The organism is Pseudomonas sp. dw_358, from assembly GCF_018449655.1.
Lineage (GTDB): Bacteria > Pseudomonadota > Gammaproteobacteria > Pseudomonadales > Pseudomonadaceae > Aquipseudomonas.
This window is the reverse complement of the sequence record NZ_JAAVUX010000001.1, coordinates 230,201-248,647: the sequence shown is the minus strand read 5'-3', so window position 1 is coordinate 248,647 and position 18,447 is coordinate 230,201. Positions and strand designations below refer to the sequence as shown.

General features: G+C 61.8%; 19 protein-coding genes. 9 read left to right on the top strand and 10 right to left on the bottom strand.

The window, feature by feature from the left end:
* Nucleotides 1-139 precede the first annotated feature (139 nt).
* The 3 genes from HB675_RS01175 (at nt 140) to HB675_RS01165 (ending at nt 4,333) form a co-directional block, all read left to right on the top strand.
* Nucleotides 140-2,026, top strand: coding sequence for a DUF1302 domain-containing protein (locus tag HB675_RS01175; protein WP_213875256.1), 1,887 nt, complete (start codon nt 140-142; stop codon nt 2,024-2,026).
* A 47-nt stretch (nt 2,027-2,073) separates the two neighbouring features.
* Complete coding sequence (locus HB675_RS01170; RefSeq protein WP_213875255.1) at nt 2,074-3,438, top strand: DUF1329 domain-containing protein; 1,365 nt, start codon at nt 2,074-2,076, stop codon at nt 3,436-3,438.
* Between the two features lie 187 nt (nt 3,439-3,625).
* Complete coding sequence (locus HB675_RS01165; RefSeq protein WP_213875254.1) at nt 3,626-4,333, top strand: OmpA family protein; 708 nt, start codon at nt 3,626-3,628, stop codon at nt 4,331-4,333.
* A 60-nt stretch (nt 4,334-4,393) separates the two neighbouring features.
* Here the strand turns inward: HB675_RS01165 and HB675_RS01160 are convergent, their stop codons facing one another.
* Both HB675_RS01160 and pta read right to left on the bottom strand, forming a co-directional pair.
* On the bottom strand, nt 4,394-5,272 hold the full coding sequence (locus HB675_RS01160) for an acyltransferase (RefSeq protein ID WP_213875694.1): 879 nt from the start codon (nt 5,270-5,272) through the stop codon (nt 4,394-4,396).
* Nucleotides 5,272-7,380, bottom strand: coding sequence for a phosphate acetyltransferase (gene pta / locus HB675_RS01155; protein WP_213875253.1), 2,109 nt, complete (start codon nt 7,378-7,380; stop codon nt 5,272-5,274). Before pta ends, HB675_RS01160 begins: the two co-directional genes overlap by 1 nt.
* A 227-nt stretch (nt 7,381-7,607) precedes the next feature.
* Between pta and HB675_RS01150 the strand changes: the two genes are divergently transcribed.
* Both HB675_RS01150 and HB675_RS01145 read left to right on the top strand, forming a co-directional pair.
* Complete coding sequence (locus tag HB675_RS01150) at nt 7,608-8,093, top strand: peptidylprolyl isomerase (RefSeq protein ID WP_213875252.1); 486 nt, start codon at nt 7,608-7,610, stop codon at nt 8,091-8,093.
* 229 nt (nt 8,094-8,322) lie between these two features.
* Nucleotides 8,323-9,429 carry an NADH:flavin oxidoreductase gene (locus tag HB675_RS01145; protein ID WP_213875251.1) on the top strand — a complete coding sequence of 369 codons (1,107 nt, stop codon included), beginning with the start codon at nt 8,323-8,325 and terminating at the stop codon, nt 9,427-9,429.
* Between the two features lie 4 nt (nt 9,430-9,433).
* On the opposite strand, the gene HB675_RS01140 is transcribed toward HB675_RS01145, so the two are convergent.
* Together HB675_RS01140 and cysZ are read right to left on the bottom strand one after the other, a co-directional pair.
* On the bottom strand, nt 9,434-10,411 hold the full coding sequence (locus tag HB675_RS01140) for a glycosyltransferase (protein ID WP_213875250.1): 978 nt from the start codon (nt 10,409-10,411) through the stop codon (nt 9,434-9,436).
* 62 nt (nt 10,412-10,473) lie between these two features.
* Complete coding sequence (gene cysZ / locus HB675_RS01135) at nt 10,474-11,202, bottom strand: sulfate transporter CysZ (RefSeq protein WP_213875249.1); 729 nt, start codon at nt 11,200-11,202, stop codon at nt 10,474-10,476.
* Nucleotides 11,203-11,556: 354 nt separating this feature from the next.
* Here cysZ and trxB point away from each other — a divergent pair, with 354 nt between their 5' ends.
* Complete coding sequence (trxB, locus tag HB675_RS01130) at nt 11,557-12,522, top strand: thioredoxin-disulfide reductase (protein WP_213875248.1); 966 nt, start codon at nt 11,557-11,559, stop codon at nt 12,520-12,522.
* A 68-nt stretch (nt 12,523-12,590) separates the two neighbouring features.
* Here trxB and HB675_RS01125 read toward each other — a convergent pair whose 3' ends face one another.
* From HB675_RS01125 to folM, 4 genes are read right to left on the bottom strand one after another with little or no spacing between them, the layout of a single operon-like run.
* Complete coding sequence (locus HB675_RS01125) at nt 12,591-12,932, bottom strand: HopJ type III effector protein (protein WP_213875247.1); 342 nt, start codon at nt 12,930-12,932, stop codon at nt 12,591-12,593.
* Nucleotides 12,925-13,221 (bottom strand): DUF1244 domain-containing protein, encoded by a 297-nt coding sequence (locus tag HB675_RS01120; RefSeq protein WP_213875246.1) that lies wholly within the window; start codon nt 13,219-13,221, stop codon nt 12,925-12,927. The genes HB675_RS01125 and HB675_RS01120 overlap by 8 nt, the downstream gene beginning before the upstream one ends.
* 14 nt (nt 13,222-13,235) lie before the next feature.
* The gene (folX, locus tag HB675_RS01115; RefSeq protein ID WP_213875245.1) at nt 13,236-13,607 is read right to left on the bottom strand and encodes a dihydroneopterin triphosphate 2'-epimerase; all 372 of its coding nucleotides are present in this window, start codon (nt 13,605-13,607) and stop codon (nt 13,236-13,238) included.
* Nucleotides 13,608-13,647: 40 nt separating this feature from the next.
* On the bottom strand, nt 13,648-14,355 hold the full coding sequence (gene folM / locus HB675_RS01110; RefSeq protein ID WP_213875244.1) for a dihydromonapterin reductase: 708 nt from the start codon (nt 14,353-14,355) through the stop codon (nt 13,648-13,650).
* Nucleotides 14,356-14,519: 164 nt separating this feature from the next.
* Between folM and HB675_RS01105 the strand changes: the two genes are divergently transcribed.
* Nucleotides 14,520-15,464, top strand: a complete 945-nt coding sequence (locus tag HB675_RS01105; RefSeq protein WP_213875243.1) for a MerR family transcriptional regulator — start codon at nt 14,520-14,522, stop codon at nt 15,462-15,464.
* On the opposite strand, the gene HB675_RS01100 is transcribed toward HB675_RS01105, so the two are convergent.
* A complete protein-coding gene (locus tag HB675_RS01100) occupies nt 15,461-16,066 on the bottom strand; it encodes a hypothetical protein (protein ID WP_213875242.1) in 606 nt (201 codons plus the stop codon). The genes HB675_RS01105 and HB675_RS01100 overlap by 4 nt on opposite strands.
* Nucleotides 16,067-16,133: 67 nt before the next feature.
* Nucleotides 16,134-16,592 carry a PAS domain-containing protein gene (locus HB675_RS01095; protein ID WP_213875241.1) on the bottom strand — a complete coding sequence of 153 codons (459 nt, stop codon included), beginning with the start codon at nt 16,590-16,592 and terminating at the stop codon, nt 16,134-16,136.
* 128 nt (nt 16,593-16,720) lie between these two features.
* Between HB675_RS01095 and HB675_RS01090 the strand changes: the two genes are divergently transcribed.
* Nucleotides 16,721-17,176: a flavodoxin gene (locus HB675_RS01090; protein ID WP_213875240.1), complete on the top strand. Its 456-nt coding sequence runs from the start codon at nt 16,721-16,723 to the stop codon at nt 17,174-17,176.
* Between the two features lie 103 nt (nt 17,177-17,279).
* Nucleotides 17,280-18,218 (top strand): alpha/beta hydrolase, encoded by a 939-nt coding sequence (locus HB675_RS01085; protein WP_213875239.1) that lies wholly within the window; start codon nt 17,280-17,282, stop codon nt 18,216-18,218.
* The last annotated feature ends 229 nt before the right edge of the window (nt 18,219-18,447 follow it).

Sequence of the window (18,447 nt, the reverse complement as noted above, 5' to 3'; positions counted from 1 at the left end):
CGCTGGTCGGGCGGCGAAGGCTCTAGCTCAATGTTTTCCTTGTCAAAAGTCTAATTTCGGCCATTCTGGGCGCCTTTTTTTGTGCTCAAGTCATGCTGTGTCCAAGCCGATAACAATAAGGAATCAAGGAGCTGTGTCGATGACCTCAATTAAACCGATCTGGCGCCGAGCTCGCTTGCCTGTGGCAATCAGCCTCGCCTCCACTCTGGCCAGCCCGGTGTTTGCCGTCAGTTTCAACCTAGGCGAAATCGAAGGGCAGTTCGACTCGTCGCTGTCCATTGGTAGCAGTTGGTCGACGCAGAACCCGGACAAGCACCTGATCGGCTCCAACAATGGCGGCCATGGCCTGTCCGAGACCACCGACAACGGCCGCCTCAATTTCAAGGCGGGACAGACGTTTTCAAAGATATTCAAGGGCGTTCATGACCTTGAGCTCAAGTACGGTGATTCCGGTATCTTCCTGCGCGGCAAATACTGGTACGACTTCAAACTCGAAGACGAAGACCTCGACTTCCAGAACACCAGCGATGCCGGTCGCAAGGAAGCGGCCAAGTCCTCAGGCTTCGAGTTGCTGGACGCCTTCATTTATCACAACTACAGCATTGGTGACCTGCCCGGCACCGTGCGCCTGGGAAAGCAGGTGGTCAGTTGGGGTGAAAGCACCTTCATCGGTAACTCGATCAACAGCATCAACCCCATCGACGTGTCGTCCTTTCGCCGCCCAGGCGCGGAAATCAAGGAAGGGCTGATTCCGGTCGACATGATCTACCTGTCCCAGAGCCTCACGGACAACTGGTCGGCGGAAGGCTTTTATCAGTTGCAGTGGCAGCAGACGGTGGCCGATAACTGTGGGACGTTCTTTTCCACCTCCGATGTGTCCTCGCCGGGCTGCTACAACAACCTGGCGGTATTGCGCACGCAGTCCGGAATCAACAGCTCCCTGGCGGCAGCGGGCTTGTCGCCGACTTCCATTGCGGCGGTCAACGGCGGACTGGCAGCACGCGGGGTCACCTTCGGCTCGCCGGATGAAGGCGTGATCGTGCGCCGGGGACCGGATCGTGACCCGAGCAACAGCGGGCAGTTCGGTCTCGCCACCCATTACATGTTCGAGCCGCTGGACACCGAATTGGGTGCCTACTTCATGAACTACCACAGCCGCCTGCCGATCTTTAGCGGCCATGGCGCACCGGCCTCGGCCTACAGTGCCGGGGGGCTGCCGTCGGCGCTGGTGTCGAGCATCGTTGCGGGCAACTCCAGTTACTTCATGGAGTACCCGGAAAATATTCGCCTGTTCGGCCTGAGTTTCTCCACCACCTTGCCAGAGGGCACGGCGTGGAGCGGCGAGGTCAGCTATCGGCCCAATGCGCCGATCCAGCTCAACACCACCGACGTGCTGTACGCCGGGCTGACACCGCTCAACCCCAATGTCTCGCCGTTGCAAGGTGCGGCGGACACCGACCTGCACGGGTATCGGCGCAAGGAGATCACCCAGGCGCAGACGACCTTCACGCACTTCTTCGACCAGGTCATGGGCGCCGAGCGCCTGACCACGGTGGCCGAAGTCGGCTGGACCCACGTAGGCGGCCTCGACAGTGCTTCCAAGGCGCGCTACGGGCGTGACGCCAGCTACGGCCCGGGGCCTTTGCCCAACGGCACGTGCCAGGCCCTGAACGCGGGCAACCTGGCCGGCGCGGCGCAGAACAGCGTCAGCCGCTATTGCGAGAACGACGGTTTCACCACCTCCGATTCATGGGGTTACCGCGCCCGGGCCATCTGGGACTACAACAATGTCTTCGCCGGGATCAACCTCAAGCCCAGCGTTGCCTGGTCCCATGACGTCAAGGGCTACTCGCCCAGTCCCGGCGGCAACTTCGAGGAAGGGCGCAAGGCGATCAGCCTGGGAATCGACGCCGACTACCAGAACACCTACACGGTGGGGCTTTCCTACACCAACTTCTTCGACGGCAAGTACAGCACCATCGACGATCGGGACTTTGTGGCGCTCAGCGCCGGCATGACGTTCTGACGTTCTGATTTTCTGAACGACCTTTCTTAACAACAGGCATCGCGCCCATGAAAATTACAAAAAGCATGTTGCGAGTCGGAGTATTGGGGTTGTCGCTGCTGGCCAGTAGCGTGATGGCTGCCGTTTCGGCCTCGGAAGCGGCGAAGCTGGGGACCTCGCTGACGCCCATGGGTGCCGAAAGGGCGGGGAACGCCGCCGGGACTATCCCGGCTTGGGCGCCGCTGCCGAAAAACACCGGCACAATGGATGCCAGGGGCTTTCTTTCAGACCCTTATGCCAGCGAAAAGCCGCTGTTCGTGATCACCGCGCAGACTGTCGAGCAGTACAAGGACAAGCTCTCGCCGGGGCAGTACGCGATGTTCAAGCGCTACCCGGACACCTACAGAATGCCCGTGTATCCGTCCCACCGAGGCGCCAGCGTACCGGACAAGGTGTTTGCCGCGATCAAGGAAAACGCAGTGAAGACCCAACTGATCGCCGACGGCAATGGCTTGCAGGATTTCAACACCGCCGTACCCTTCCCGATTCCGCAGAGCGCGCTGGAAGTCATCTGGAACCACATCACCCGTTACCGGGGCGGCAGCGTCAAGCGCCTGGTGACCCAGGCCGTGCCACAACAGAATGGCTCCTACAGCCTGGTGTATTTCGAGGATCAACTGGTCTATCGCGATCAGATGAAGGATTACGACCCGGCCAACCCGGGCAATGTGCTGTTCTATTTCAAACAGAGCGTCACGGCACCGGCGCGACTGGCGGGCAGTGTGCTGCTGGTCCACGAGACCATCGACCAGGTCAAGGAGCCACGCTCGGCCTGGATCTACAATGCCGGTCAACGCCGCGTGCGCCGTGCACCGCAGGTGGCGTATGACGGGCCGGGCACGGCGGCCGATGGCCTGCGCACCGCCGACAACCTCGACATGTTCAACGGCGCCCCGGATCGCTATGACTGGAAACTGGAGGGCAAGACGGAACTGTACATCGCCGAGGACAGTTACAAACTCGACTCCCCTTCACTCAAGTACGACGAGATTCTCAAGGCCGGTCATATCAACCAGGACCTGGCCCGCTACGAACTTCGCCGCGTCTGGCACGTCGTCGCGACGTTGAAGGAGGGCCAGCGGCATATCTATGCCAAGCGTGATTTCTACATCGACGAAGACACCTGGCAGGCGGCGGTCATCGACCACTACGACGGCCGCGGCCAACTCTGGCGAGTGGCCGAAGCCCACGCGCAGTACTACTACAACGTGCAAGTGCCCTGGTACACCCTGGAAGTACTCTACGACCTGCAGTCGGGCCGCTATCTGGCACTGGGGATGAAGAACGAGGAAAAGTCGGCATACGATTTCGGCTTCAAGGCCTCGACGGCAGATTTCAGCCCGGCAGCGTTGCGCCAGGATGGGGTGAGGTAGGGCTGGGCAGGCCCGGTCCTCTGATCGAAGCCCCATTGCGTAGCCGATGGGGCAATCCCGCACTGTAAACGCCAGGTAACAAATCCCCCGCCACCTTTCACGGAATCTGTCGCCGTTTCCGTGTTCCTATTCGCATCCATTATCCCGTCAACTGCTGTCCCGTTCTCAGCTGTCCAGGAGCTCTGCCATGTTTACCACGCGTCGCCTGATTGCCACTGCCGCCGCCGTCGCCCTATTGTCCGGGTGCGTCAACCAACCCAATCCGTACGCCAATCAGGGGCAGGGTCAGGCCCAAGGCTCCGGGGGCGTGAGCAACACGGCCAAGTACGGTGGTCTCGGGGCGTTGGCCGGGGCCGTGGCGGGTGCGGCCATCGATCATAACAACCGTGGCAAGGGTGCGTTGATCGGTGCGGCAGTGGTGGGGGCCGGCGCGGCCGGCTATGGCTACTACGCCGACAAGCAGGAGGCCGCGCTGCGGGCGCAGATGGCCAATACCGGCGTGCAGGTACAGCGCCAGGGCGATCAGATCAAGTTGATCATGCCGGGTAACATCACCTTCGCCACCGACTCGTCGGCTATTTCCAGCAGCTTCTATTCGCCACTCAACAATTTGGCGAATTCGTTCAAGCAGTTCAATGAAAACACCATCGAAATTGTCGGCTTTACCGACAGCACCGGCAGCCGTCAGCACAACATGGACCTGTCCCGGCAGCGGGCTCAGGCAGTGGCGACTTACCTCACTTCTCAGGGTGTCGACGGCTCGCGGCTGTCGGTGCGCGGTGCCGGGCCGGATCAGCCGATTGCCAGCAACGCCGACGCCAATGGCCGCGCGCAGAACCGCCGGGTAGAAGTGAACCTGCGGCCGATTCCGGGGCAGCAATACCCGCAGCAGTAAGCCGGGTAAAGCACCGAGCTCCGGCAAACCATGCCGCAGGGTTGAACGGTACATCACGGTTCACTCTGCGGGATGCATGTCCGCCAAGACCTGGTCCTTCTCTTCCCACAGCCGATTGATCCACTGCTGGAACGCCCGGCGGTAAACCTCGTCCTGATCGTAGTTCCTGCCGATGAACTCGGCGGGTATCGCCCGTTCCTGGACATGCACCACGACCTCGCCGACCCGCCCGCACAACAGGTCCCAAAAACCCGGAACACCGGCCGGGTAATGGATTGTCACGTTGATCAGCGATTCCAGCTGCTCACCCATGGCATCGAGTACGAAAGCGATACCGCCGGCGCGAGGCTTGAGCAGGTAGCGAAACGCTGACTGCTGCTCCTGATGCTTGGCCGGGGTGAAGCGTGTGCCCTCGACAAAGTTGAAAATGCCGGTAGGCCTGCCGCGAAATTTCGCGCACATGGCGCGGGTGGTTTCCAGGTCCTTGCCTTTCTTCTCGGGATGCTTGGCCAGGTAAGCCTTGGTGTAACGCTTCATGAACGGAAAGCCCAGAGCCCACCAGGCCACGCCGATCACCGGCACCCAGATCAGTTCCTGTTTGAGGAAGAACTTCAAGGGCCGAACGCGCCGGTTCAACACGTACTGCAGGATCAGGATATCCACCCAGCTCTGGTGGTTGCTGGTCACCAGGTACGAGTGCTGATAGTCCAGCCCCTCCAGCCCGCTGACACACCAGCGGGCCGGTGCCAGCGTGTTCATCCAGGCCTTGTTGTTGCTGATCCAGGCTTCGTGAATATGGCGCATCAATTCGTCGGTGACACGTTGTGCTGCCGGGAAGCGCAGGCACAATTTGAACAGGCTGACGATGAACAAAGGCGTGCAGCAGACGAGGGTGTTGAGCGCCAGCAGCAGCGCTGCCAGCAGGCCGCGCCAGGGCATCATGGCAGCTCCTGGACAAGCGGCAGCCGGTGCGCCTGAATAGCGGTGAGGGCGATGGTGTAGACGATGTCGTCCACCTGAGCGCCTCGGGGCAGGTCGTTGACCGGTTTGCGCAGCCCTTGCAGCATGGGCCCGAGGCTCACGCAATCAGCACTGCGCTGCACCGCCTTGTGGGTGGTGTTGCCGGTGTTCAGGTCCGGGAACACGAACACCGTGGCCCGTCCGGCCACTGGGCTATCGGGTGCCAATTGCCGTGCGACATTTTCGTTGGCTGCCGCGTCATATTGCAGCGGGCCATCGATCAGCAGGTCGCGCTGGCTTTCCTGAGCCAGTTGCGTGGCCTCGCGGACCTTTTCCACTTCCTCGCCGCTGGCCGAATTGCCGCTGGAGTAGCTGATCATCGCCACCCGTGGCGCGATGCCGAAGGCCTGCGCTGAATCGGCGCTTTGCAGGGCGATTTCCGCCAGCTCGCTGGCGCTGGGATGCGGGTTCATCACGCAGTCGCCGTAGACCAGCACCTGGTCGGCGAACAGCATGAAGAATACCGACGACACCAAGGTGCAGCCCGGCGCGGTCTTGATCAGTTGCAAAGCCGGACGGATGGTGTTGGCGGTGGAGTGGATCAGCCCCGAGACCAGTCCATCGACCTCATCGAGGGCCAGCATCATGGTGCCGATCACCACGTTGTCTTCCAGTTGCTGTTCGGCCATGGGCGCGTTCAGGCTTTTGCTTTTGCGCAGGGCCACCATGGGCTCGACGTAGCGCTCACGAATCAGGTCCGGGTCGAGGATTTCCAGCCCTGGCGGCAGTTCGATGCCTTGGGCCCGGGCCACCGCCTGGACGTCGGCAGGCTTGGCCAGCAATACGCAGCGGGCGATGCCCCGTGCCTGACAGATTGCAGCGGCCTGCACCATCAACGGCTCTGCACCCTCGGGCAGGACGATGCGTTTGTCGGCCTGCTGGGCGCGCTGGATCAACTGATAGCGAAACACAGCCGGGGACAGGCGCAGTTCTCGCGGGGTGCCGCAGCGTTGGTGCAGCCATTGGGCATCAAGGTGGCTGGCGACAAAGTCGGTGATGATCTCCGCGCGCTCGCGGTCATCGATGGGGATTTCCTTGTTCAACTGGTTCAGGCGCGTGGCGGTCTCGTAGGAGCCGGTACTGACCGATAGCACGGGCAGGCCAGCTTGCAAGGCGCCCCGGCAGAGCTCGAGGATGCGCGGGTCAGGCACCGTGTCGCTGGTCAGCAGCAAGCCGGCCAGGGGCACGCCGTTCATGCTCGCCATGCTCACGGCAAGAATGATGTCGTCGCGATCGCCGGGCGTCACCACCAGCACGCCGGGTTTGAGCAGGGGCACGGTGTTGAGCACAGTGCGTGCGCAGATGATGATCTTGCTCATGCGCCGCTGCTCGTAGTCGCCGGCGTTGATGACCTGGGCGCCTAGCAGGTCGGCCACGTCGCGGGTGCGCGGGGCGTTGAGATCTTCTTGGTAGGGAATGCAGCCGAGCAGGCGGAAGTCACCGCCGCGCAGCAAGGGCGAGTGCTCCTTGAGGCGTGCCGCGAAGGCCTGCATGCTTTCATCGGTACGCACCTTGTTGAGGATGACACCGAGCACCTTGGGGTCCTTGGGGCCGCCGAACAATTGCGCCTGCAACTCAACGCGACCGGACAGTTCGCCCAGCACCTCGTTCTCGGCGGCAGACACCAGGATCACCTCGGCATCCAGGCTTTTGGCCAGGTGCAGGTTGACCCGCGCGGCATAGCTGGCGTGGCGGGTGGGCACCATGCCTTCGACGATCAGCACGTCCTTGCCCACGGCGGCCTGCTGGTAGAGGGTGATGATCTCCTCCAGCAGCTCGTCCAGTTGACCATCGCCGAGCATCCGTTCGACGTGAGCCAGGCCCAAAGGCTTGGGCGGGGCAAGGCCGTGTGTGCGGGCAATCAGCTCGGTCGATCGCTCCGGGCCCAGGTCACCCGGGTGCGGTTGGGCAATCGGTTTGAAGAAGCCGACCTTGAGGCCAGCGCGTTCCAGTGTGCGTACCAGCCCGAGGCTGATGGAGGTCAGGCCTACGCCAAAGTCGGTCGGCGCAATAAAAAATGTCTGCATGCGTGCTTCTCGAATGAGCGTTGCATTGACGTTGGCGTATGGCTCGCCAATCGCTTGATTCAATTAACAAGGGTACCGTTATCCGGGTCGGCTGCGCACCTGTCGCGACCGGCCCGGGAACTTTTGGCAGCGGTCCGTCCGTCCGCGTTCCGTTCGCTTTCGCGCAGTCCCTTGGTTACACTGGGCAGCACTACATTCTTAAATTAATACGCAAAAGGTCTAGCCCCATGCCGATCGCCGCCAACAAGGCCGTCTCCATCGACTATACCCTGACCAATGATATTGGTGAGGTCATCGACAGTTCTTCCGGAGGCGCGCCACTGGTTTACCTGCAAGGTGCAGGCAACATCATCCCTGGCCTGGAAAAAGCCCTGGAAGGCAAGAACGTCGGTGACGAACTGACCGTGACCGTCGAGCCTGAAGACGCCTACGGCGAGTACTCCGCCGAGCTGGTCAGCACGTTGAGCCGCAGCATGTTCGAAGGCGTCGACGAGCTGGAGGTGGGCATGCAGTTCCATGCTTCCGCGCCCGATGGCCAGATGCAGATCGTGACCATTCGCGATCTCGATGGCGACGACGTCACCGTGGACGGCAACCATCCCCTGGCCGGCCAGAAGCTTACTTTCCAGGTCAAGATTGTCGACGTGCGCGACGCCAGCCAGGAAGAAATCGCCCACGGTCACGTGCATGGCGAAGGTGGTCATCACCACTGATCGACCTGTCGCGGGCGGCGCTCTGTGCAAGCAGGGCTTACCCGCGATGCAGGCGACTCGGTATGGCAGCCCTTCGCGGTGCTGCCATCGCACCCGAGGGCTGCTCCCGCTCTGTGTGACCTCTGCGCGTTACCCATCTCCCTCCATCACCCCGATCAATAGTGCTGCCTGCAAGGCAAGTGCGACGATATTCTGTGCGCCTCTGATTTTCTTCCCGAGGAGCACCCCTATGTCGGTCCAGGCCCTGTTCCAGCCTTTCCACCTTGGCAGCCTGCAACTGCCCAGTCGCGTGGTCATGGCGCCCATGACGCGATCGTTCTCCCCGGGTGGCGTGCCGACGGCCGAGGTCGTCGAGTATTACCGGCGTCGTGCTGCAGCGGGTGTGGGGCTGATCATCACCGAAGGTACTACTGTCGGTCACAAGGCTGCCAATGGTTACCCTCACGTGCCCCGTTTCTATGGCGTGGATGCCTTGGCTGGCTGGAAGCGGGTGGTTGATGCGGTGCATGCCGAAGGCGGCAAGATCGTGCCCCAGCTCTGGCACGTCGGCAGTGTGCGCAAGCTCGGCACCGAGCCCGATGCCCGAGTGTCGGCCTACGGGCCGGTGGAAAAGCTCGACGATGAGGGCCAGCTTCGAGTCCGCGGCATGACCCTGGCCGACATCGATGAGGTGGTCAGCGCTTTTGCCCAGGCCGCCGTCGACGCCCAGGCTATCGGCATGGATGGCGTGGAGATCCATGGTGCCCACGGTTATCTGGTGGATCAGTTCTTTTGGGAGGCCAGCAACACGCGCACCGATGAGTACGGTGGCAGCGTGGCCAATCGCTCGCGCCTGGCACTGCGGATTGTCGAAGCGATCCGGGCTGCGACCGGCCCGGAGTTTCCGATCATCTTGCGTTTCTCCCAATGGAAGCAGCAGGATTACAGCGCGCGCCTGGTGCAGACACCCGAGGCGCTGGGCGATTTCCTGCGGCCGCTGGCGGCGGTCGGCGTGGATATCTTCCACTGTTCGACGCGGCGCTTCTGGGAGCCCGAATTCGAGGGTTCGGACCTCAACCTGGCGGGCTGGACCCGCCAGCTCACGGGCAAGCCGACCATCACGGTGGGCAGTGTCGGGCTGGACGGTGAGTTTCTGCAATTCATGGTCAAGACCGACAAAGTGGCGCAGCCGGCCAGTCTTGAGACCCTGCTGGAGCGACTGGGCAACGAAGAATTCGATCTGGTGGCGGTGGGTCGTGCGCTGCTGGTTGACCCGGACTGGGCGCTGAAAGTGCGTGAAGGCCGCGAACGGGACATTCTGCCCTTCAGCCGCGAGGCCCTGGCCCGATTGGCGTGAGCCGTCACGGCGGGGCGCCGGTCCGGTCGCAGGCACTGCGCAGCTGACTTTCAAAGTGCTTGATGGCGCCGCCCCAGTCTTGCCGAGTAGCGTGGTGACGGGCGTTGAGGCGAACGCGGCGCAGGGCTTCCTCGTCCTCCAGCAACCAGCCGGCGGCGTCGATAAAACCCTCCTCGTCACCTGGCAAGGCCACCGCGCCGGTGTGCCCGTGATGGATATGCTGGACCGCCGCACCCTGGTCGTAGGCGACCACGGCCAACCCGGACGCCTGAGCCTGGAGCACCAGGTTGCCGAACGGCTCGGTGAGGTCCGCACGCACATCGGGAAGCAGCAGGACATCGGCGGACGCGTAATGGGTGGCCAGTACCTCACCGTGCTGAGGACCGCAAAAAATCGCATCGGGCAGTTGCTGCTGCAGCGACCGGCGCTGCGGGCCATCGCCGATCACGATCAGTTTCAGGCGTCTGAGGGGAAAGCGTGCGCGCAACCCCTCCAGGCTGAGCTTGAGCAGACCGAGATTCTGGTCGCCTGCCAGGCGACCACTGTGGATCAGGGCCAGATCGTCATCGTCCAGGCCCCAGCTGCTGCGCAACAGGTGGCTGCGGCGGATCGGATCGAACAGCTGGCTGTCGACACCGCTCACCACGGTAATGTGCAGACGCCGCGCCGCGCGCAAGGCACTTTTGCCCAGTGGCCCGTCGGCGGCCATGAGCAGCACGTCAGGACGGTCCCGGCGCCAGCGGCGCAGCAGCTTGTACATCAGCAACTGGCCCCATTGCAGGTGACGCCAGCCGGTATGGCACAGCACCACGTCGCCATTGGCCGGTACCGTTTCATCGCCTTGACGCGGGCGGATGAGTTCGACCCGATGACCGAGTGCGCGCAGCCCTTCGCTCAGGTGCCGCAACGGGTTCGCCCTGTCGTTGAGCGACGGGATGAAGGTTTCGGTGATCAGTGCAACATGCAGGGAAAGTAGACTCATAGGGCCAGTGTCGACACTGGCCGTTGCGAGCCTATGGCATTGCCATGATGAATTTGTGACGCTCAGCCGCGCTCACGCACCCAGAATAAGGTGGCACCGGCCACGGCGGCGGGCATCATCAGCAGGTTGACCAGCGGGATCAGCAGCACGAGGTAGACGATGCCGCCAAACCCCAGGCTCTGCCAGCGCTTGTTGCGCAGCCAGGCCAGCATGTCCTGCCAGCTCATCTTGTGGTTGTCAGCAGGGTAGTCGATGTACTGGATGGCCATCATCCACACGCCGAACAGCAGCCACAGCGGTGCGGCCACCACATTCACCACGGGGATCAGCGACAGCACGAACAGCGCCAACGCACGGGGCAGGAAATAGCCCAGCTTGCGCATTTCGCGACTCAGGGTACGCGGCACCATGGCTATCAGTTCAGTCCAGCTGAACGGAGGGAAGTCATCCGTGCCGCGCACCACCACCTCGACCTTCTCCGACAGAAAACCGTTGAAGGGTGCGGCGACCACGTTGGCCAGCATGGTGAAGGTGAAGAACACCATGAAGATCACAAGGACCACGAACAGCGGCCACAAAATGTAATTCAGAAAGCTCAGCCAGTGGGGCAGGGTCGGCATCAGATGGTCGACCCATTGGCCAAAAGCGTGGCCGGCAAAGTAGATCAGGGTCAAGAACAGGATCAGGTTGATCGCCAAGGGCATCAGTACGAACAGGCGCAGCCCCGGGCTGAGCACCAGTTTCAGGCCTTCGCGCAGGTATTGCGGGCCAGAGAGGGCAAGGGTGGGCATGCAAGGCTCCAACAGTGAACACGCGCCGACCTTACCTGACTTTGTTTGTCCGCAGGAAGTGCCGATGAGCGGTAGAGAAAGGCGGCAACAAAGGCTTGGGCCTGGCGTCACATGCCATGTAGATAGGCATAGCGCCCGCCTATGAGGTGGATTGTAATTCGGTATTTCCTTACCCTAGTCGGTCTCGCTACAGTGCGACTCGATTATTCATGGCTTAAAATCAAGTTTTGAGGCGTTCGAGCACCACCCGCGTTTTCGGGGCCGATGCTGAATCACCTGCTTCATGGTGTTCGGCGTTCCCTTTTTAATTCCAGTCGGTCCAGGCTTGCCTTGGCCGCTCGTCAGGAGTCTGTCATGTCTGAAGCCCGTCATTCCCGCGTGATCATCCTCGGTTCCGGTCCTGCCGGTTACAGCGCCGCTGTCTACGCCGCGCGCGCGAACCTCAAACCGCTTCTGATTACCGGCATGCAGTCGGGTGGCCAATTGACGACCACCACCGAAGTCGACAACTGGCCCGGCGACCCCCACGGCCTGACTGGCCCGGTGCTGATGGAGCGCATGCGCGAACACGCCGAGCGCTTCGAGACCGAAATCGTGTTCGACCATATCAATGCCGTCGACCTGGCCGGCAAGCCGTTCACCCTCAAGGGTGACAGCGGCGAGTACACCTGCGATGCGTTGATCATTGCCACCGGTGCCAGTGCGCGCTACCTGGGCCTGCCTTCGGAAGAGACCTTCATGGGCAAGGGCGTTTCAGCCTGTGCGACCTGCGATGGTTTCTTTTATCGCAACCGTGAAGTGGCGGTGGTCGGCGGCGGCAACACCGCCGTGGAAGAGGCGCTGTACCTGGCCAATATCGCCAGCAAGGTGACCCTGGTTCACCGCCGCGAGACCTTCCGCGCCGAGAAGATCCTGATCGACAAGCTGCACGCCCGGGTCGCCGAAGGCAAGATCGCTCTCAAGCTCAATGCCACCTTGGATGAAGTCCTGGGCGACAACATGGGCGTGACCGGTGCCCGTTTGAAAAACAACGACGGCAGCAGCGATGAGCTGAAGGTCGACGGGGTGTTCATCGCCATCGGCCACACGCCGAACACTGCGCTGTTCGAAGGCCAGCTGGCCTTGAAGGACGGCTACATGGTGGTCAATGGCGGGCGCGAAGGCAATGCGACCGCGACCAGTGTGGAGGGTGTGTTTGCGGCGGGTGACGTGGCCGATCACGTGTACCGTCAGGCCATCACCTCGGCCGGTGCCGGTTGCATGGCGGCGCTGGACGTGGAGCGGTACCTGGATGGTTTGGCGAACGCTTCGTTTTCTTGAGTGAGCGTCTCGCGCTGTCAATAGGTGACGGCATCGCGACCTGGGTCGCGATGCCGTAGACGCGGCCTTCAGCCTTTGCGCGCCAACGGCTGTGCGTCGAACTTGACCCCCGCCAACCCATGGGCAATCAAGTTGCGGATGTTGCCGTGGTCGCTGCCTTCCGGGGTGGCCATCACGCTGCGATAGTGCTCGCCAAACGCCAGCAGCGCCTGCTGGTCGCTGAATCCTTCCAGCAGCGCCAGGCCCAGGGTCTTGCAGGACCCTTCGTTCTGCCCGACGGCGTTGTTCAGCTCGCCATTGCTGAAAGCCTGCGGCTGATAATCATAGTGCGCGGTCACAAAGGCCAAGGTGTCGGCGAACACGTGCCGGCCACTGTCCAGGCTGGCCAACAGGTTGTGCAAATCAGTCATGGGGTTTTCCTTGGGTGAACGCTTGCTGCTGTTCGGCGCTGGCTTCTTTCTGGTACTGGGCCTTCCACTCGGCGTAAGGCATGCCGTAAACCACTTCCCGGGCATCGTCGAGGCTGACCTCGATCTGGCGGTCGTCGGCGGCGGCCTTGTACCACTTCGAAAGGCAGTTGCGGCAAAAGCCCGAGAGGTTCATCAGGTCGATGTTCTGCACATCGGTACGCTTGCCCAGGTGCTCGACCAGGCGGCGAAAGGCCGCGGCTTCGAGTTCCAGGCGTTGTTGATCGGTCATGAAGGTTCTCCGGATCAGCGCTGGGCGGCGAGGGTGATGGACACCGACTCGGCAAAGCGCAGGGCGTGGGGTTTGTCGACTTCGACCTCCGCGTAGAGCACGGCCTCCTGGCTCATCACCAGATCCAGCAACTCCTGGGTCAGGCGTTCGAGCAGGGCGAAACGATTGCCCTCCACGTGCTGGATCACCGCCTTGGTGATAGTGCGATAGTTCAGTGCGTGGTCGATGTCGTTGTCACGCACAGCATCTTGGGCTGCATACAGGATGGTCAGGTTGATCAAGACGTCCTGCTTGTTGAGAATCTCGTCCTCGTTGATGCCGATGAACGTACGCAGGCGCAGGTCCTTGACCCGGATGCGCGCCATTCCTGGTTGCAGTTGTGACATGGAATTGCTCCGTTCAATCAATTGCGCAATACGCGACCGGCTATTTTACGTGCCTGCCGCCATTGACGGTCAAGGTCGTACCCGTCACATAGGGATTATCCAGCAGATAACGCAGGCTCTGGTAGATCACTTCGCTGCCAGGCTCGATGCCCAGGGCGGATTTGCTCAAGGCCTTGCTCCGATAGGCCGCGTCATCGTCCGGGTTAAACAGAATCATCGCCGGGGCGATGCCGTTGACCTTGATCGCCGGCGCCAGTTGACTGGCGAACGACAACGTGAGGTTGTCCAGTGCCGCCTTGCTGGCGCTGTAGGCGATACGGTTGGGGCTGCCCTTGCGCACCACATCGTCGCTGATGTGGACGATGTCGGCCAGGGGGCTGGCGCGCAGCAGTTCGGTGCAGTGCAGGTTGATCAGGTAGGGCGCCATGACGTGCACGCTGAGCATTTGGCTCAGGGCAGCGGCCTCATGCCCAGGGGTTTCCGCTTGCCAGGTGGAGGCATTGTGAATGATGGCGCGCAAGCCATGGGTGTGCGCCTTGAGCTGGGCGATGAAGCGCAAGACCCCTGCTTCGTCGGAAAAGTCGCCAGCCAGGACGATGGCGCCGAGGTCACGCAGACGTTGCACGCCCGGCCGTTCGCTGCGGTAACTGACAATCACCGGCTGACCGTCGGCCAGCAAGCGCTCGGCGCAGTGCAGCCCGATACGTTGGCTGGCGCCGGTGATCAGGATAGGAAAAGGGGCGGACATGGCGTGGCTCGTTTCAGAAAGGCATGCCGAGCTTATACCATCGCGGGGGTAGGCCGCTCCTGATGCGCAGCACCCGGGTATTGGACAAAGTGTTGCTGTCAGCCATCATCCACCGGTTATAGAATATCCGCCCGCCATCTCCTCAGTCCCTGGTTTTCCTGACGATGAACGATTCTGCAGCAGTGCCGCCGACTGATCCCGAGTTCTCGAGTCAGGAGTGGTTTGCGATCCGCGATGTAGCGCGACTGACTGGCGTCAACCCGGTCACCTTGCGCGCCTGGGAGCGTCGTTACGGTCTGGTGCAGCCGATTCGTACCGAGAGCGGTCATCGCCTGTACTCGCAGGCCAACCTCGACGAGGTGCGGCTGATTCTCGGCTGGATCGAACGCGGCGTAGCGGTGGGCAAGGTCGAGCGCATTCTCTCTCGGCGCGAATCGGCCAGTGCCTCACCGGCGGCCATGCCTGCCAATGACTGTACGCAGTGGCAGGCACGGATACTGAGCGCCGTCCGGGCCTTCGATCAGACGGCGCTGGAACACCTCTATGGCCAGGTTTTCGCCACTTGCCCGTTGATCATGGTGTTCCAGGACATCTTCATGCCCGTCTGGTTGCAACTGCTTGGCGAGCGCGGCCGTTTTGGACAACTCAGCGAATGGCTGATGCTCGACGATTTCCTGCGGGCCCGAACCCTCCAGCGGCTGCACCTGCACGCCGGGTTGTCCGGCCAGCAGACACGCGTGCTGGTGGGCGGGGTGCCCGGTCAATGTCATGAGCTGGAACTGCTGGTGGCGGGGCTGATGTTGCTGGGCGGCGGGGTGCAGATCCGCATGCTGCCCTTCGCTCAGCCGGTCGAGGAGTTGAGCCTGATCTGCGACAGGGTCAAGCCCGACGCACTGGTGCTGTTCTCCACTCACCCGCCGGCACTGGATGCGGGCAAGCGCTGGTCGCGTCTGGCGCTGGAGTTGGAGTGTCCGTTGCTGCTGGCGGGTGAGTTGGGGGAACTGGCCCACGAGAGTCTGGCGGGGTGCTCGCTGACCTGCATCGGCAGTGACGGCTATTACATGCAGCGGCGCTTGTTGCAGTTTCTAGATGGGCATCTGGACGGCTAGAGGTGCAGGTCCGGGTGGCTGAGCTGGTGCTGCTGGAGAATGTACTGGCGCAGCCGTTCGGTTTCCGCAGTGTCGCTCACGTTGAGTCGGTAAGCCGCCAGGCCCTTGTCCTTGGTGCGTTCCAGTGTTCCGTGCAAGGCCAGCGGGGCGTGGCCTTCGGGGCGGAACCACAGGGAGAACTCTGCCGGCGGCGGCAACAGCGGATTCAGTTCGAGGAGCACGCCCTTGAACGAGATTTCCCGGACCAGAAAGTCAGTCTCCACGCCGTTATCGTCATGCAGCGCAATCGGCTTGCTCAGGGTCAATCGCCATGGCCGAATGCTCGGGCCGTCTTCGTAGATGCTCGGTGCGCCCAGATGCAGGTGCATGGCATGGAACTCGTCTTCCACCAGTTCCAGCGGAAAACTCATTTGCTGGTTCTCGAACTGCGCCTGAATGGTGACGTTTTCGTGAGCGGCCAATCGGGTCAGCAGGTCTTTGACTTGCAGGCCGCCATTGACCGTCAGGCTCGCGCTGGCCTCTCCCACGTTGAGTGGGGGGCTGCTGGACATTTTCCTGATGAAATCCAGTTCATCCTGGGTCAGGAGCGCTTCGGGTTCCATTGACAGACTCGGGTTGGCGGTAAAAAGACGGTTTTACACTCATTTTGACAACAAAGGAAAACATAGGTTACATCCGTTCGTCACCTTGCCGCGCTTCAATCTGCTCCAAAGCCTCGGCCAGTCGGGCTTCCAACGCCGTAATACGGCGTTGCGCCGCCATATGTTCCGAGACATCTTTTTGTATCCCGATGTAATACATCAGCTGGTCGGCCTCGTTGAACACGGGTGTGATGGACAACTCGTTCCAGAACTCGGAACCGTCCTTGCGGAAGTTGCGCAGCACCTGGCGCGAAGGCTGGCCGGCGTTGATCGCCGCACGCAGTTGCTGCAGCACCAAGGGATCGCTCTGGCCGTTCTGCAGAAATCGGCAGTCGCGATAGAGAATTTCCGCCGCGCTGTAGCCGGTCAAGCGCTCGAAGGCGCGATTGACGTAGATCAGGATGTTGTCCTCGCCTTCCTTTTCGGCCACCACGATGCCGTCATTGGAGGCATCGATCATGCGTTGCAACAGTTGAGCATTGATCATGGCGTTTCCATCGCGTAACAAGGCAAGTGGCCATTATGGCTAACGTGCCGCGATCTTGCCACGAGCGCGCGAGGCACAGGGATCGAGTGGTAATATCCTGGCTCTTGATACTGCCCAGGATTACTTGCATGAAAGTTGCGATTCTTTCCGGCTCTGTCTATGGCGCCGCCGAAGATGTTGCCCTGCACGTCCAAAAAATACTGACCGATGCCAATCTGGATGTCTGGTACAACCCCCGTGCCAGCGCTGAAGAGCTGCTGGCATGCGCGCCCGATGCCCTGCTGGGCGTCACGTCGACCACCGGCATGGGTGAACTGCCGGATAACCTGCAACCACTGTACTCGGTGTTGCACAACACCCTGCCTGGCGCCTTGCGCGGTTTGCCGGGCGGGGTCATCGGCCTGGGTGATTCCAGCTACGGCGACACCTTCTGCGGCGGTGGCGAGCAGCTGCGCGAATTGTTTGCCGAACTGGGCGTGCGCGAGGTGCAACCGATGCTGCGCCTGGATGCCAGCGAGACGGTCACACCCGAGACCGATGCCGAGCCTTGGCTGGCGCAGTGGGTGCTCGCGCTCGAAAAATAAATGTTTGCCACGCATTTCAGCACTCATACCCCTGACGTAGACTGAGCACTGGGGCTACAGGATTGGTGGCCCTTCCTCATGACAGTCGACGGAATGATTACTGATGACCTTAGCCGCCATCCCCTTGAGCGTCTGGCGCACCCGAAGCCAGGCTTTTGCCTTCCAGGGTCATCAGATTCGCTACTGGACAGCGGGACAGGGCGAACCGCTACTCTTGCTGCACGGATTCGCCACCGGCAGTTGGGACTGGCATTACCTCTGGCAGCCACTGGCAAAGCGCTATCGCCTGATCAGCTGCGACATGCTCGGGTTCGGCGATTCGGCCAAGCCGACCCGGCACCGTTATAGCCTGGCGGGGCAGGCCGACCTGCAATTGGCGCTACTCGAGCACCTTGGCGTCAACCGAACCGTGCATCTGCTGGGCCATGACTACGGCGCCAATGTGGCACAGGAACTCATCGCCAGGCACCACGAGGGGCGCGCCCGTGTCGCCAGCTGTCTGTTCATCGGTGCCGGATTGTTCGCCGAAGCGACCCGGCGTCTACCGGTGCAAAAAGTGCTGCTGAGCCCCTTGGGCCCCTTGGCGGCGCGCTTGTTCTCCCGGCAGACGCTGGTGCGCCATGTGCTGAGCCTGCACGGTACGACCCGCCGCCCCAGCGAAAGCGATCTGGACGACCACTGGAGTCTGATGGCCGGTGGGCATGGAACCCGGGTCTTGCATCGACTGGTAGGGTACGTTCCAGAGCGCGCCCGGTACCGTGCCCGCTGGGTGCAGGCGATGCAGCAGGCGCAAGTGCCGATGCGGTTGATCGCGGGGGCGCTCGACCCGTTGGCAGGTCCGCGTATGGTCGAGCGTTTTCGCCAGTTGATGGTACCTGCCGACACGGTGTTGTTGCCCGAGACCGGGCACTACCCCCATACCGAAGTGCCGGAGCAGGTGCTGGAACACTACCTGATGTTCCGCGGCCAGCAGGTTGCCCTGAGTCGCCATCTGGCCGCCAGTTGGGCCGCGACGGCGCGTTTGGATGCACCCCAGCCATAAAAAAAGCCGCGGGCTCTGGAGCCGGCGGCGAAAAAAGACGTTGGTCAAGGAGCTTCAAAACAACGTCGGTCAACTCGGGGTACTGCAATATTTTGTATTGTATATAAGCCCGAGTACCTGAAATACGCTGCTTTGCGACATGGACTGTTACTCGCCACGCAACAGTCCCGGCTGATGCCCGCTGATACATCCGTTTACACCTGATCAGGATGATGTCTTGACGTGTCGC